Below are 15,097 nucleotides of genomic sequence, written 5' to 3'. Positions count from 1 at the left end.
AAGTGAACGGCTCGAAATGAGACCCGTCCGCGACTAGTGGTCTGCCCTGTCTGGGTGGACCGACTCAGACAGGAGAATTGTGGCTGGTAAACCACGCGTACATGAGATCGCCGCCGAACTCGGCGTCGACAGCAAGGTCGCACTTGCAAAGCTCAAGGAACTCGGCGAGTTCGTGAAGAGCCCGTCTTCGACCATCGAACCGCCGGTGGCGCGCAAGCTGCGTGCGGCTATCGAGGCCGACGGTTCGCTCAAGGCTGCGGCTGACGCCGCTCCCGCCGCGAAGCCCGCTGCGGCGAAGCCCGGTGCCAAGCCCGGTGCCAAGCCCGGTGCCAAGCCGGCACCGACCCCGGGTCCCAAGCCCGGTCCCAAGCCTGCCCCGGAGGCCCCGGCCCCCGCGGCTCCCGCGCCCTCCGCTCCGGCGCCTGCCCCCGCGGCAGAGGCTCCGGCTGCAGCGACTCCCGAGGCGGCGAAGCCTGCTGAGGGCGGCGCACCGACTCCCGGGGCTCCGCGCCCCGGCAACAACCCGTTCTCCTCTGCGCAGGGGATGGGTCAGCGCCCCGCCGGACCCCGTCCGGGCAACAACCCCTTCGCATCCGCTCAGGGCATGGGACAGCGCCCGACCCCGGGCAACATCCCGCGTCCGCAGGCGCCGCGTCCCGGCGCACCCCGTCCGGGTGCCCCGCGTCCCGGTTCGCCGCGTCCCGGCGCTCCTCGTGGCGGTCAGGGCGGTCGTCCGGGTGCTCCGTTCCAGCAGCGCTCCGGCGGTCCCGGTCGTCCCGGCGGCGGCGGACCCGGCGGTGCCGGTGGTCCCGGCGCGCGTCCCGGCGGCGGTTTCGCCGGTCGTCCCGGTGGGGGCGGCGGCCGAGGCCGTGGTCCCGGTGGCGGCACCGCAGGTGCCTTCGGTAAGGGCGGCGGAAAGAGCAAGCAGCGCAAGTCGCGGCGGGCGAAGCGGCAAGAGTTCGAGATGCGGAGTGCTCCGGTCGTCGGTGGCGTCAACGTCACCCGCGGCAACGGAGAGACCATCCGCATGCGCCGCGGCGCGTCGATCGCGGACTTCGCCGACAAGATCGAGACGCTGACCGGTTATACGGTCCAGCCGGGAACCCTCGTCACCATCCTCTTCAACCTCGGCGAGATGGCCACGGCCACCGAGTCCCTGGATGAGGCGACCTTCGAGGTCCTGGGTGCCGAGCTCGGCTACAAGATCCAGATGGTCTCGCCCGAGGACGAGGACAAGGAGCTCCTCGAGGGCTTCGGTCTCGACCTCGAGGCCGAGCTGGAGGCGGAGAGCGAGGACGACCTCGAGATCCGTCCGCCGGTGGTCACCGTCATGGGTCACGTCGACCACGGTAAGACGCGACTGCTCGATGCGATCCGTCAGACCAACGTCATCGAGGGTGAAGCCGGTGGCATCACCCAGCACATCGGTGCCTATCAGGTCTGGACCGAGCACGAGAACATCGAGCGCGCGATCACCTTCATCGACACCCCGGGTCACGAGGCGTTCACCGCCATGCGTGCCCGTGGTGCGCAGGTCACCGACCTCGCGATCCTCGTGGTCGCAGCCGACGACGGCATCATGCCGCAGACGGTCGAGGCGCTGAACCACGCGCAGGCGGCGAACGTGCCGATCGTGGTCGCGGTGAACAAGGTCGACAAGCCCGACGCCAACCCCTCCAAGGTGCGTCAGCAGCTGACCGAGTACGGCCTGGTCGCCGAGGAGTTCGGTGGCGATGTCATGTTCGTCGATGTGTCCGCACGTGCCGGTACCGGTATCCAGGAACTGCTGGACGCCGTGCTGCTCACCGCAGACGCCGGTCTCGACCTGACCGCCAACCCGAACAAGGCCGCTCGTGGTGTCGCCATCGAGGCGAAGCTCGACAAGGGCCGCGGTTCGGTCGCCACAGTGCTTATCCAGTCCGGAACGCTCCGGGTCGGCGACGCGATCGTCGCAGGTACGGCGTACGGCCGTGTGCGTGCCATGGCGGACGAGAACGGCGAGCAGGTCCTCGAGGCCTACCCGTCGCGTCCGGTGCAGGTGCAGGGTCTGAACTCCGTGCCGCGTGCCGGTGACGTCTTCATCGTGACCGAGGAAGACCGCATGGCTCGCCAGATCGCTGAGAAGCGTGAAGCGGTCGAGCGCAACGCCCAGCTGGCCAAGGCCCGTAAGCGCATCTCGCTCGAAGACTTCACCCGTGCTCTCGAAGAGGGCAAGGTCGAGTCGCTCAACCTCATCATCAAGGGTGACGTCTCCGGTGCCGTCGAGGCGCTCGAGGAGTCGTTGCTCAAGATCGAGGTCGACGACTCGGTGCAGCTGCGCATCATCCACCGCGGTGTCGGTGCGATCACCGAGTCCGACGTGAACCTGGCGACGATCGACAACGCGATCATCGTGGGCTTCAACGTCCGCCCCGACACGAAGGCGCGCGAGCGTGCCTCCCGTGAGGGTGTGGACATCCGCTTCTACTCCGTCATCTACAACGCGATCGACGAGATCGAGAGCTCGCTCAAGGGCATGCTCAAGCCGGAGTTCGAAGAGGTCCAGTCGGGTGTGGCCGAGATCCGCGAGGTGTTCCGCTCCTCCAAGTTCGGCAACATCGCCGGTGTCATCGTGCGATCGGGAACGATCACCCGCAACGCCAAGGCTCGCGTCATCCGCGACGGCGTCGTGGTCGCCGATGGACTCGCCATCGAGTCGCTGCGCCGGTTCAAGGACGACGTCACCGAAGTCCGTACGGACTACGAGGCCGGTATCGGCCTCGGCAAGTACAACGACATCCAGATCGGTGATGAGATCGAGACGACCGAGCTCGTCGAGAAGCCTCGCGGCTGATCGATTCGAACAACCTCTCGGGCGTCCGTCGCACCGCTCCCCTCGGGGCGCGGAGCGGGGGACGCCCTGAGGTTTCCGTACAGGGAGAGAACAATGGCAGGCGAACGACAGGCTCGGCTCGCGGATCGCATCCGCGTCATCCTCGCTGAACGACTGGAGAAGGGGCTGCGTGACCCGCGCCTCGGCTTCGTCACGATCACCGACGTCCGCGTGAGCGGAGACCTTCAGCACGCGTCGGTGTTCTACACGGTGCTCGGCACGGAGGAAGAGCGCATCTCCAGCGGTGCCGCGCTCACCTCGGCCACCGGAATGCTGCGCAGCGAAGTCGGGCGGCAGCTCAGCACCAGGCTCGTGCCGACGCTCGAATTCATCCCCGACGCGCTTCCGGAGAACGCGGATCACATCGGTGCGCTGCTCCGCGAAGCCCAGCAGCGGGATGCGGACGTCGCGAAGCTCGCGTCCTCGGCATCGCATGCCGGCGACGCCGACCCGTACCGCACGGACGACGACGCGGAGTGATCGCCGTTTGATACGCTCAGCTTCGCGGGACCAGATCCCGCGAAGCTGGGGGGGCGGCATCGTGGGTCGGAGCATGGCGCGGGGGCGATTCGTCGCGCCCGCGGTGGTGGGAATCATCCTCGAGGAGCTTCTCGAACGGGACCTCGCATGCGCACCGCATGTGCTTGCCGGTCTCGCCGTCGATCTCGACGCGCATGCTCCTACGGTCCGCGAAGTCGTCGAGAGTCTGACGCCCGAGCAAAGACACGGACACCGTCCATTGCCGTCACCGCTCCCGTTGGTCCCGTCGATCGCCCGCAGGTTCGACACTGTGGAACTCGAATCGCGGGACCGGCAATTGCTCCTCGCGCTCTCGGTGTCCCTGGAGGACGACCTCGAACCTCTGCTCGCGTTCGACGGGAGATCCGCATCAGAGGTCGCGGCCGCTCCGGTGGGCGACCGCCTCCGCGTGCATGCCGGTCGTGTTCGTTTCGTCGATGCCCGCCTGTCGATCTGGATCAGAGCCACCTCCTCGGCCGCGACCACGGCGGTCGTCCACGAGCGGTTGAGCACTGTCTTCCGCGCGCGCGGCGACCAGGTGCGCGCGAACTGGCATCATGCGCGGGCGTCCCTCGAAGGCGACCCTGCGGCTGCTCCCGAGCTCATCGACATCGCCGGGCAACTCAGTGACGCGGGCCATCCCGAGCGCGCATTGCTGCTCGCTCGCGAGGCTTCGGACCACGCCACCGCAAGCGACCGAGACGACGCGCGTCTGGTCGCAGGCACGTCGGCGCTCGCAGCCGGCTTCGTATCCGAGGCCTCGGCATGGTTGAACGCACTGTACTCCGAGACTCCCGACCCTCGGCGTTCGCGAGGCCTCGGCGCACTCCTCGTCGCCCAGACGCTCGCGCAGGGGGCGGTGCCCGAGATCGATCCGAGTTCGCTGCGTCCGGAGACGGATGACCCGGAGGACTGGCGACATTGGACACGCGCGAGCGCACTCGTGGCAGTGATGTGCGCTGAGCGAGGTGACCGGCGGGGGATGCGGGTGTGGCTCGATGCCCTCCGCGAGGGGGCAGCCCGCACCGGTGCGGAGCGTGAACTGCGGGATCCGGCGATCGCCCTCAGCTGGCTCATCGCCGGTGAGCGCGACGTCGATGAGGTCGCGGGTTCCGGTCCGGTGAGCGGCGGGATGCTGAGCGCCCTGCGCGCAGCGTTGCACGGTGACATCGATCGAGCGCGACGTCTCCTCGCCAAAGACGACTCGGCGATCGGTTCCGCGCCGGACCCTCTGGTTCCCGGCTACGAGCACAGCCCGATCATCCAGGCGTACCGCCGGGTCGTCGATGTCCTGCTGCTCGCGTGGCGAGGCGACATCGGCCTCGCGCGGGAACGACTGATCCAGGCCGCGCTCGTGCTGCCGGTCGCGTTGCCGTTCGCGGGATTGGGCGTGGTCCTCGCGCGCCGTCTCGATCTCGCCGTGCTCGGCGAACTCGGTCCCTTCTCGCTTTCACTCACGGCAGCCCTGCCGAACGGGGCACGGATCGATGTGCTCGTCGATCGGGGCATCCAGTCGCTTCTCGCCGGCGCTTTCCACGATGCCGCCGCCACGGTTCGACTCTGGGCCGAGCTCGGGTCACCGCGGACCGCGATGTCAGTGCCGGCGCTCGACGAACTCGCTCTCACGGTGGAGGCGCGCCCGATGACGGTCGGCTCGATCGAGCCGCCGGAGATCGCGCTCGCGCAGCGGCTGCGCGTGCGCATTGCGACGGCCGGGGACGCTCGGTGGCGTTCGGAGCGTGATGCCGTGACGGAGGCTGCACGCACGCTCGCCTCTCCGTTCACGCGAGCCAGAGTGGAGACCATGCTCGGAACCCAGCACGCGATCCACGATGATCATGCCGCGGCAAGGGTGCACCTCCACCGTGCCGAGCGTCTGTTCGAGGTCTCGGGGGCGACCGCGTGGGCACGGTCCATCCGCGACCGCATCGACCGGCTCGACGCCAGAGAGGGGAGCATCGTTCCGGCGGCCGATCCGCTCTCCGCGTGTCGCGCCGCATGGTCGCTTGCGCTCACAGCACGGGAGCTCGAGGTGGCGATGCTCGCCGTCGGTGGATCCCCGAACAGGGACATCGCCGAGATGCTGAACGTGTCGGTCCGCACGGTCGAAGTGCACCTCGGGCGGATCTTCACGAAGTTCGACGTCCGCAGCCGCGTCGAGCTCACGGTGCTCGCACACCGCACCGATCATCACCTCTGAAGCGTCGTCACCGAGGCAGCGAGAGGGCTTCGCCGTCGGCTTCGGCGAGCCCGTCGGCGATGAGCGAGTCGATCGCGCGATCGCGCTGAGGCGAGTCCGGCCAGTCGGGCAGGACGGCGACCAGCGGCACCGGGTCGGGGGCCGCCTGCCGCAGAAGGCGCAGCACGAGGCCGCGGGCCTGACGGTCCGATCCCTCGTACGATGCCTGGCGTCGTCGGTCATCCCCGGTGTCGGGGCGGCCCGCGACGAGCCAGGCGCAGGTCGCGGAGAGAGGACACTGCTCGCAGCGCGGAGCTCGAGCCGTGCAGACCGTGGCGCCCAGTTCCATCGCCGCGGCGTTGAAGACCGCGGACTCGGGCACCGAAGCCGGGAGCAGGGATTCCATCAGTGCGAGGTCACGACGAGACGGCGGCGCGGGGTGGGCTCGGCCGTCGATCGCCCTCGCCAGAACGCGACGCGTGTTCGTGTCGACCACGGGGTGCCGGTCTCCATAGGAGAACACGGCGACCGCTCGGGCGGTGTAGTCGCCGATGCCGGAGAGCGCGAGGAGCGCGTCGACATCTCGGGGAACGATGCCGTCGTGCCGCTCCGTGATCTCCACCGCGGCACGGTGCAGCCAGAGCGCCCGTCGCGGATAGCCCAGGTTCGCCCACTGCTGCACGACGTCCGCCGTGGATGCCGCGGCCATCGCCTCCGGGGTCGGCCACCGCGCCAGCCACGCCTCGAGGTGGGGGATGACCCGCGAGACAGGGGTCTGCTGCAGCATGAACTCGCTCACGAGGACGCCCCAGGCGCCGAATGCGTCATGAAACGCGGACCGGCGCCACGGCAGGTCACGCGCTGCGTTCCGATACCAGTCCGACAGGCGCGACACGATGTCGGGCAGGGCCTGCGATCCGGGCATCCCCTCAGCCTACGGGAGCGCGCAGCCGTGCCCGGAACGACGCCGTTGACCGAGGCTCGCGAACGGTCGACCGCTGTGGCCTCGGTAGGCTGGGGGGATGGTCTCGCCCGGCATCCTCCTCGTCGACAAGCCCGCTGGGCTGACCAGTCACGACGTCGTCGCGCGCACCCGTCGTGCCTTCGGAACGAGGAAGGTCGGTCACGCGGGAACGCTCGATCCGATGGCGACCGGGCTACTGGTCATCGGGATCGAGGGAGCGACCAGGCTCCTGACCTACATCGTGGGCGCGGACAAGACCTACACGGCGACGATCCGACTGGGCCAGACCACCGGCACCGATGACGCGGAGGGCGAGATCCTCACGACCGCCGCTGCGGAGGCGTGGGACGCTGTGACGGACGATGCGGTCGCCGCGGGGATCGCTGCCCTCACCGGAGAGATCTCGCAAGTGCCCAGCGCCGTCTCCGCCATCAAGGTCGACGGGCGTCGAGCCTACGATCGCGTGCGTGCCGGGGAAGAGGTCGTCCTGGCCGCCCGAGAAGTCGTCGTCTCCCGGTTCGACCTCATCGCGAGCCGGCGGAGCGACGGAGCGCTCGATCTCGATGTGATCGTCGACTGCTCGTCCGGCACCTACATCCGCTCGCTCGCTCGCGACCTCGGGCAGGCCCTCGGCGTCGGCGGGCACCTCACCGCGCTGCGGCGCACGCGGGTCGGCCCGTTCGATGTGAGCGACGCCGTCGATGTCGACGCGCTCGAGGGAGCATCCACTCTCACCGCGGCGCAGGCGGCCCGGCGCATCCTCCCGGTCCTGGACATGACGGCCGAGGAAGCGCGCGACCTGCGGCACGGCAAACGTCTCGCCGGCCACGCCGCGCGCCTGGACGGACCGATCGCCGCCGCCATCGACGAGGACGGGCTCCTCGTCGGCATCGTCGAGAAGCGGGGAGCCGACCTGAAGAGTGCGATGAACATGCCGGAGGCCGTCCGATGATCCTGTGGTTCACGATCGCCCAGGTCGCCGTGGCCGTCGCGGCGGGTGTCTTCTGCCTCATCGCGGGGCTCATCGGGCGCCGGCCGAGCGACTTCAGCGTCGGTGCACTCGCCTTGGTCGAGATCCTCCTGGTCGTCCAGGTGATCGTCGCGATCGTCGCACCCCTCGCCGGCAACCCGCCGACGGGAGACCTGCTCGAGTACTGGGTCTACCTCGTGTCGGCCGCACTGCTTCCCGTAGGAGCCGTGCTGTGGGCGCTCATGGAGCGCAGCCGGTGGAGCACCGTGATCCTCGGGGTCGCGGCGTTCGCCATCGCGATCATGCTGTGGCGCATGCAGGTCATCTGGTCCGTCCAGATCGCATGAGCTGAGACCTCGGGCAGAGTCCGGCCGCCTCCCGCGGCTCTAGGATGGAATGCGCTATGAGCTCCACCGCACCCCCCACTCGGATGACCGGCATCGGTCGCGTCCTCGTGATCGTCTACGCCGTGATGGCGCTGGCCGCCACCGGACGCAGCTTCGTGCAGATCGTCCGCCGCTTCGACGAGGCACCTCTCGCGTACTCGCTGTCCGCACTCGCCGCCGTCGTTTACATCCTCGCGACCCTCGCGCTCGTCCTCGCCCGACGTCGCGGCTGGTACACGGTGGCCTGGATCGCGATCGTCTTCGAACTGACCGGGGTGCTCGTGGTTGGTCTGCTCAGCGTCCTGATGCCGGCGCTGTTCCAACATGAGACGGTGTGGTCGCTGTTCGGGCGCGGGTACCTCTTCGTCCCGTTGGTGCTCCCGATCTTCGGCGTCTGGTGGTTGCGCACGCACCGACCCGTCGACGCCCCGCGATCGGTCGAGGTCCACGCGTGATCGTGTTCCGCAGTCCGGAGGAGATCCCGGACGGCTTCGGACCGAGTGCGGTCGCCATCGGAAAGTTCGACGGCGTCCATGCCGGCCACCGAGCGGTGATCGCCCGACTGAACGAAGCCGCTGCAGCCCGCGGCAGCCGCGCCGTCGTGGTCACGTTCGACCGCAACCCCCTGGCCATCCTTCGTCCGGACCGATGCCCGGAGAACGTCGTCACGGTCGAGCGCAAACTCGAACTGCTCGGCGAAATGGGCATCGATGCGACTCTGGTGCTCACCTTCGACGAGGAACTCGCCGCCCGCAGCGCTCATGACTTCGTCACCGACATCCTCGTCGGTGCGCTCGAAGTCTCCACGGTCCTCGTCGGCGAGGACTTCCGGTTCGGGAACAGGGGAGCGGGCACGCCGGACCTCCTGCGCGAGCTCGGGCCCGAGCACGGCTTCTCCGTCGAGGTCGTCGACGACGTGTACCTCCCCGGCTCCGCGCGGCGCGTGTCGTCGAGCTGGATCCGAGAGCTGCTGATGGAGGGCGATGTCGCGACAGCGACGACCGTGCTCGGCCGCTACCCGGATGTGCGGGGCGAGGTCGTCCACGGACTCAAGCGCGGGCGAGAGCTGGGGTTCCCGACCGCGAACCTCTCGACGATCGTCGATGCTTTCGTCCCGGCCGACGGCGTGTACGCGGGATGGCTCGTGGATCATGACACCGGTATCCGGCACCCCTCCGCGATCTCCGTCGGGACCAACCCCACTTTCGATGATGTCCTCGTGCGGCAGGTGGAGGCGCACGTGCTCGGCGAGACCGGGCTGGATCTCTACGGACACGATGTCAGCGTCGAATTCGTCGAGCGACTGCGGGGAATGGTCGCGTTCGAGGGGATCGAGAAGCTCATGGAGCAGATGGCCGCCGACGTCACCGATGCCGCCCGCGCGCTCGACGTGACTTCCTGATCGTCCGAAATCTTCGCGACGCGAGCACCATGACATAGAATGGGAGACGGCTCCCGCCGATTCTCACGCTTCTCGCGTGCCTCGACGGGAAGAAGATCCACTGTTCGTACGGTCCTGGCTCACGCCACACGCGGACAACGAGAACGGCCCATGGCTTCCTGGGGAAGCCGGAGCCTTCACGCTCAGGAGGAGCATGCCGACCACGGCAACCGCCGCCACGCGGCGAAAGAAGACGTCCCGTCGTGACGACGAGGCACCCCTCATCCCGATCCTCGCGCGCAAGGTGCGTGAGATCGAGGCCAAGTCTCAGCGGGGGAAGCTCGGTCCGACGAACCGGGTGAAGTTCCAGGTGATCGCCTTCCTCGTGCGCGAAGAACGTGCGCGGGTGAAGGCCGACGCTGAGATCGGGGATCCCGCGCGCGTCGAGCTGCTCAAACGGCTCGACGGTGTCGCCACGATTCTCGCGAAGACCGCTGCGCGCGACACGTCGCTCATCCAGTTGCTGGAAGCCGACCAGGCGACGTCGCCGGTGGCCAAGCGCATGCGCCGTGACTGGCTGCTCGAATCCGGTGCTGAGCTCGCTCCCGAAGACCTGATCATCGCCGATGCGGCGCCCGTGCAGGTCTCCGTCGTGCCCGCGGCGATCGCGGAGCGACAGGTCACCCCGCCCTCGGTGGAGGCGCGTCAGCTGGCAAACCCGTTCCTCGCCCCCGACCTGACGCCGCGTGCGGCGGCGACCCCGCGTCGTCGTCTCGACGGCTGGGAGCTCATGGGCCCGTTGTACAAGGCCTTCGAGACGGGGGCGGGCGGATCCGCGGCATCGATGGATCTCCCGCCTGCGCCGGAGTTCGACCACATCTCGCCCAAGGGCCTCGAGGTCATGGTGCACCAGTCCCGATTCCTCGAAGCGGTCAAAGCGGGGCACCGCAGCTTCCTGCTCGCTGATGAGCCGGGCCTCGGCAAGACGGCGCAGTCGGTGCTCGCCGCGTCCGTCGCGGGTGCGTATCCGCTGCTCGTCGTCGTGCCCAACGTCGTGAAGATGAACTGGGCGCGCGAGGTCGAACGCTGGACTCCGCAGCGCCGTGCGACGGTGATCCAGGGAGACGGCGACGACATCGATGCGTTCGCCGACGTGTTCATCGTGAACTACGAGATCCTCGACCGGCACATGTCGTGGCTCGCCTCCATCGGTCTGCGCGGCATGGTCGTCGACGAGGCGCACTTCATCAAGAACCTGTCCTCACAACGGTCGCAGAACGTCTTGTCGCTCGCCGCCCAGGTGCGCGAGCGCACCCCGGGGCACGATCCGCTCATGCTGGCGCTCACCGGAACCCCGCTGATCAACGACGTCGAGGACTTCGACGCGATCTGGCGGTTCCTGGGCTGGACGACCGGCGAGAAGCCGGGCCCCGAGCTCATGGAGAAGCTGGACGCGACCGGGTTCACTCCGGCCGACAAGGCGTTCTACCCCGAGGCGCGGGATGCCGTCATCTCGATGGGCATCGTGCGCCGCAAGAAGAAGGATGTCGCCGCCGACCTCCCGGACAAGCTGATCGCCGACCTGCCCGTGCAGCTCGACGATGAGTTCGGACGCGGCATCCGTCAGGCCGAGCGCGAGCTGGGGGAGCGGCTCGCCGCACGCTACCGTCGCATCATCGAGGCGCGGGGCGATCGCGGACTCGTCCCCGGGGAGATCGACGAGGACATCGTGCGTCTCGTCGCTCAGAACGAACTTGAGGAGTCGAAGGCCGCCGGCACCGGGGGAGACAACGTCTTCACCATGGTCAGGCGCATCGGCCAGGCCAAGGCGCCCCTCGCAGCGGACTACGCGGCGCAGCTTCAGCGCTCGGTCGGCAAGGTGGTCTTCTTCGCCAAGCACATCGACGTGATGGATCAGGCGGAGGCGCACTTCGCCGCCGCGGGCATCCGGGCGGTGTCGATCCGGGGCGACCAGTCGTCGACCACGCGACAGCAGGCGATCGACGACTTCAACGGTGACCCCTCCGTGGGCATCGCGGTCTGCTCGCTCACTGCGGCCGGGGTCGGGCTCAACCTGCAAGCGGCCTCGAACGTCGTGCTCGCCGAGTTGTCCTGGACCGCCGCCGAGCAGACGCAGGCGATCGACCGCGTGCACCGTATCGGGCAGGACGAGCCGGTCACCGCCTGGCGAATCATCGCGGCGCACACGATCGACACCAAGATCGCGGAGCTGATCGACCAGAAGCAGGGCCTCGCGGCGCGGGCGCTCGACGGCGAGGCCGTGGAGGAGTCGGCCGCGGAGCCGGTGCAGCTGGCAGCACTCATGCACCTGCTGCGGCAGGCACTCGGTGCGGCGTAGGCGTCAAGAACGGCTGTTCTTAACGTCACTTCGGCGCTGAATATCGGGCATCTCGGGAAGTCCGTCGATATCCTCGATCATCCACGTCAAGATCGGGGATTTTCGTCGACGTCGAATGGCGCGCGAGTGCGCGGGGGCACTAGTGTCGATCGAAGGCAGCGTCGCCTGTTCCCCCATCACCCGAACGTCTGAAGGCACCAGCATGAAGATCGGCATCCTGACGAGCGGCGGCGACTGCCCCGGCCTCAACGCGGTCATCCGCGGCATCGTGCTCAAGGGCACCACCACGTACGACCTGGAGTTCGTCGGCATCCGGGACGGGTGGCGTGGCCTCGTCGACGGCGACTTCATGCCGCTCACGCGCCACGAGGTGAAGGGACTCTCGAAGGTCGGTGGGACCATCCTCGGCACCAGCCGCACGAACCCTTACGAGGGGGAGCGCGGAGGCGCCGAGAACATCGCCAAGACCCTGTACGGCCACAAGATCGACGGCATCGTGGCGATCGGCGGCGAGGGGACGCTCGCCGCTGCGGACCGTCTCGCGAAGGACGGCATCAAGGTCATCGGCGTCCCCAAGACGATCGACAACGACCTGCAGGCCACGGACTACTCCTTCGGTTTCGACACGGCGGTGAACATCGCCACCGACGCGATGGACCGCCTCCGCACGACCGGCGATTCCCACCAGCGCTGCATGGTCGCCGAGGTCATGGGCCGCCACGTCGGCTGGATCGCGCTGCACGCGGGCATGGCCGCCGGTGCGCACGTCATCTGCATCCCCGAGGTTCCGATGTCGATCGACGACATCACCGAGCTGGTGACCAGTGCCCACGACCGTGGTCGCGCACCTCTGGTGGTCGTCTCCGAGGGATTCAAGCTCCTCGGCATGGAAGAGGCCTACAGCGACAAGGGTCTCGACGCTTTCAACCGTCCCCGGCTCGGCGGCATCGGCGACATGCTCGCTCCCGAGATCGAGCGCATCACCGGCATCGAGACCCGGGCGACGATCCTCGGACACATCCAGCGCGGTGGATCGCCGTCGGCGTTCGATCGGGTGCTCGCGACACGACTCGGTCTGCACGCGGCGGATGCGCTCGTCGACGGCGCCTGGGGTCAGATGGTCGCCATGCAGGGTACCGACATCGTGCGGGTGCCCTTCGCCGATGCTCTCGGCGAGCTGAACACGGTGCCGCGCTACCGCTACGACGAGGCCGCTGCCCTCTTCGGCTGAGGACGCGCAGCGGGGGAGCGCCCCCGCGCGGGGCGCCCCCGCGCGGGGGCGCCCACCACGGCGGTTCAGTCCTCGGCGAGCCCGAGGGTGTCGAGCAGCCAGGCGAGTTCGAACGCGCGCTCCCTCCAGGAGTTGTAGCGTCCGCTCACGCCGCCGTGCCCCGCGACCATCTCGCACTTGAGGAGGACGTCCGAGGCGCCGGCCTCTCGCAGACGTGCGACCCACTTCGCGGGTTCCACATACAGGACACGCGTGTCGTTGAGGGAGGTCACGGCGAGGATCCGCGGATACTCGACGCCGTCTCTCACGTTCTCGTAGGGCGAGTACGACTTCATGTAGTCGTAGACGTCCGAGCCGTGCAGCGGGTCGCCCCACTCGTCCCACTCGATCACGGTGAGCGGCAGGGACGGATCCAGGATCGTCGTCAGGGCGTCCACGAACGGCACACCGGCGAGGATGCCTGCAAAGAGCTCGGGAGCGAGATTGGCGACCGCTCCCATCAGCAGACCACCCGCGCTCCCGCCCTCGGCGACCAGGCGCTTCGGTGTCGTCACACCCGTCGCGACCAGGTGCTCGGCGCAGGCGACGAAGTCCGTGAAGGTGTTGCGCTTGTGCAGGAGCTTGCCGTCCTCGTACCACTGACGGCCCATCTCCCCACCACCGCGCACGTGGGCCACGGCGAAGATCACCCCGCGGTCGAGTTCGGACAACCGGGCGACCGAGAAGCCGGGGTCGATCGAGTGCTCGTACGATCCGTACCCGTACAGGTGCAGCGGTCGCGCCTCCGTGCCGGGTTCGCCGAACGAGCGCTTCCACACGAGCGAGATGGGAACGCGCACGCCGTCGGGGGCCGTCGCCCATTCACGCCGCTGGCCGTACTCCGCGGGGTCATAGCCGCCCAGGACGGAGACCTGCTTGCGCAGGATCAGGTCGCGATTCGAGAGATCGAGGTCGTACACCGTCCCCGGGGTGACGAACGACGTGTATCCGAGGCGCAGGAACGGCGAGTGCCATTCCGGGTTGCCGCTGACGCCCGCGGAGTAGAGCGGTTCGTCGAAGGGGATCTCGTCGAGGGTGTTCGTGGGGTAGTCGAGCAGACCGACGCGCTCGAGTCCTTCGCGTCGGTACTCGACGGTGGCGAAGTCACGGAACGCGTCCATGCCGAGCAGCCGTCTTCCTGCCTCGTGCGCGACGACCGGGAGCCGCTCTCCCTGGGGATCGGAGGCCGCGACGGAGACCAGCTCGAAGTCCAGGGCGCCGTCGTTGTGGAGGATGAACAGCCGGTCCTCGCCGTCCACCACCGCATGATCGATCGAATACTCCACCCCTTCGCGGCGCGGCCAGACCAGTCGCGGTTCGGCGGTGAGATCGCCGGTCAGATCGACCAGGTACTCCTCGCTCGTGATGCTGGAGCCGACGCCGATCACGAGGTACCGCCGGCTTCGTGTGATCCCCGCACCGAGCCAGAACTTCTCATCGGGCTCGTGGAACAGTCGGACGTCGTCCGCGACGGGTGTGCCCAGGCGATGCAGCCACAGGGTGTCGGGCCGCCATGCGTCGTCCCGGGTCGTGTAGAGGACTCCGGTGCCGTCCGGCGTGAAGAAGGCGCCGCCCGTGTTCGGGATCTCGTCGTCGAGGGTCGCTCCGGTCGTCAGATCGCGCACGTGCACCGTGTAGAGCTCGTCGCCCTCGAAATCGGTCGACCACAACAGCTTCGTGGCGTCGTCGGACGTGTCGAACGCGCCGAGCGAGAAGAACTCATGCCCTTCGGCCTCGATGTTCCCGTCGAGGAGGACCACTTCACCCGGAACAGGGACGCCCGGCTCGAGCACGGGCGGAGTCCACTCGCCGGCGTCGGCAGCAGCGCGGCAGTGGATACCGTACTGCGCTCCCTCCTCGGTCCGGCTGTAGTACCACCAGTCGCCTCGGCGGGTGGGTACCGAGAGATCGGTCTCCTGCACGCGGGCCTTGATCTCCTCGAACAGTTTCGTCCGAAGCGCGGCGAGGTGGGCGGTCTGCGCATCCGTGTAGGCGTTCTCGGCCTCGAGGTGTGCGATGACCTCCTCGGAGTCCTTCGCCCGCATCCACTCATACGGGTCGTCGAACGTGTCGCCATGATGCGTGCGGAGGGTGGAACGGCGGGCAGCGAGCGGGGCGTCAGTCACCGTTCCACGCTATCCCAGGTCGAGTTGACCGGCGCGGGGGAGGGTGGGAGGATTTACCGGGGCCGGTTAAC

Annotated in this window: 11 protein-coding genes; 9 read left to right on the top strand and 2 right to left on the bottom strand. The window is 68.5% G+C overall.

The window, feature by feature from the left end:
• Positions 1–79 precede the first annotated feature (79 nt).
• The 3 genes from infB to LVJ59_RS03685 all read left to right on the top strand — a co-directional run bounded on the left by infB (position 80) and on the right by LVJ59_RS03685 (position 5,591).
• Positions 80–2,833 (top strand): translation initiation factor IF-2, encoded by a 2,754-nt coding sequence (gene infB, locus LVJ59_RS03695; protein ID WP_232762035.1) that lies wholly within the window; start codon positions 80–82, stop codon positions 2,831–2,833.
• A gap of 93 nt (positions 2,834–2,926) precedes the next feature.
• Positions 2,927–3,352, top strand: a complete 426-nt coding sequence (gene rbfA, locus LVJ59_RS03690) for a 30S ribosome-binding factor RbfA (RefSeq protein ID WP_021199404.1) — start codon at positions 2,927–2,929, stop codon at positions 3,350–3,352.
• Between the two features lie 73 nt (positions 3,353–3,425).
• Entirely contained in the window at positions 3,426–5,591 is a 2,166-nt protein-coding gene (locus LVJ59_RS03685; RefSeq protein WP_232762034.1) for a response regulator transcription factor, read from the top strand.
• Positions 5,592–5,598: 7 nt separating this feature from the next.
• Here the strand turns inward: LVJ59_RS03685 and LVJ59_RS03680 are convergent, their stop codons facing one another.
• Positions 5,599–6,477 carry an A/G-specific adenine glycosylase gene (locus tag LVJ59_RS03680; protein ID WP_269816689.1) on the bottom strand — a complete coding sequence of 293 codons (879 nt, stop codon included), beginning with the start codon at positions 6,475–6,477 and terminating at the stop codon, positions 5,599–5,601.
• 115 nt (positions 6,478–6,592) lie between these two features.
• On the opposite strand from LVJ59_RS03680, the gene truB reads away from it, so the two are divergent.
• The 6 genes from truB to LVJ59_RS03650 all read left to right on the top strand — a co-directional run bounded on the left by truB (position 6,593) and on the right by LVJ59_RS03650 (position 12,861).
• Complete coding sequence (truB, locus tag LVJ59_RS03675) at positions 6,593–7,486, top strand: tRNA pseudouridine(55) synthase TruB (protein WP_232762032.1); 894 nt, start codon at positions 6,593–6,595, stop codon at positions 7,484–7,486.
• A complete protein-coding gene (locus tag LVJ59_RS03670) occupies positions 7,483–7,851 on the top strand; it encodes a hypothetical protein (RefSeq protein ID WP_232762031.1) in 369 nt (122 codons plus the stop codon). The genes truB and LVJ59_RS03670 overlap by 4 nt, the downstream gene beginning before the upstream one ends.
• Before the next feature lie 56 nt (positions 7,852–7,907).
• Positions 7,908–8,345 carry a hypothetical protein gene (locus LVJ59_RS03665; protein ID WP_227991603.1) on the top strand — a complete coding sequence of 146 codons (438 nt, stop codon included), beginning with the start codon at positions 7,908–7,910 and terminating at the stop codon, positions 8,343–8,345.
• Positions 8,342–9,292, top strand: a complete 951-nt coding sequence (locus LVJ59_RS03660) for a bifunctional riboflavin kinase/FAD synthetase (RefSeq protein ID WP_047519360.1) — start codon at positions 8,342–8,344, stop codon at positions 9,290–9,292. Before LVJ59_RS03665 ends, LVJ59_RS03660 begins: the two co-directional genes overlap by 4 nt.
• Before the next feature lie 193 nt (positions 9,293–9,485).
• Entirely contained in the window at positions 9,486–11,630 is a 2,145-nt protein-coding gene (locus tag LVJ59_RS03655; protein ID WP_232762030.1) for a DEAD/DEAH box helicase, read from the top strand.
• A gap of 202 nt (positions 11,631–11,832) precedes the next feature.
• The gene (locus LVJ59_RS03650; protein WP_047519389.1) at positions 11,833–12,861 is read left to right on the top strand and encodes a 6-phosphofructokinase; all 1,029 of its coding nucleotides are present in this window, start codon (positions 11,833–11,835) and stop codon (positions 12,859–12,861) included.
• 65 nt (positions 12,862–12,926) lie between these two features.
• On the opposite strand, the gene LVJ59_RS03645 is transcribed toward LVJ59_RS03650, so the two are convergent.
• Positions 12,927–15,026 (bottom strand): S9 family peptidase, encoded by a 2,100-nt coding sequence (locus LVJ59_RS03645; RefSeq protein ID WP_232762029.1) that lies wholly within the window; start codon positions 15,024–15,026, stop codon positions 12,927–12,929.
• Between the last annotated feature and the right edge of the window lie 71 nt (positions 15,027–15,097).

The sequence above is a fragment of the Microbacterium sp. KKR3/1 genome (assembly GCF_021272365.1).
Lineage (GTDB): Bacteria > Actinomycetota > Actinomycetes > Actinomycetales > Microbacteriaceae > Microbacterium > Microbacterium aurugineum.
Note: the sequence above shows the minus strand (reverse complement) of the source record. Positions and strands in the feature narration are given on the sequence as shown.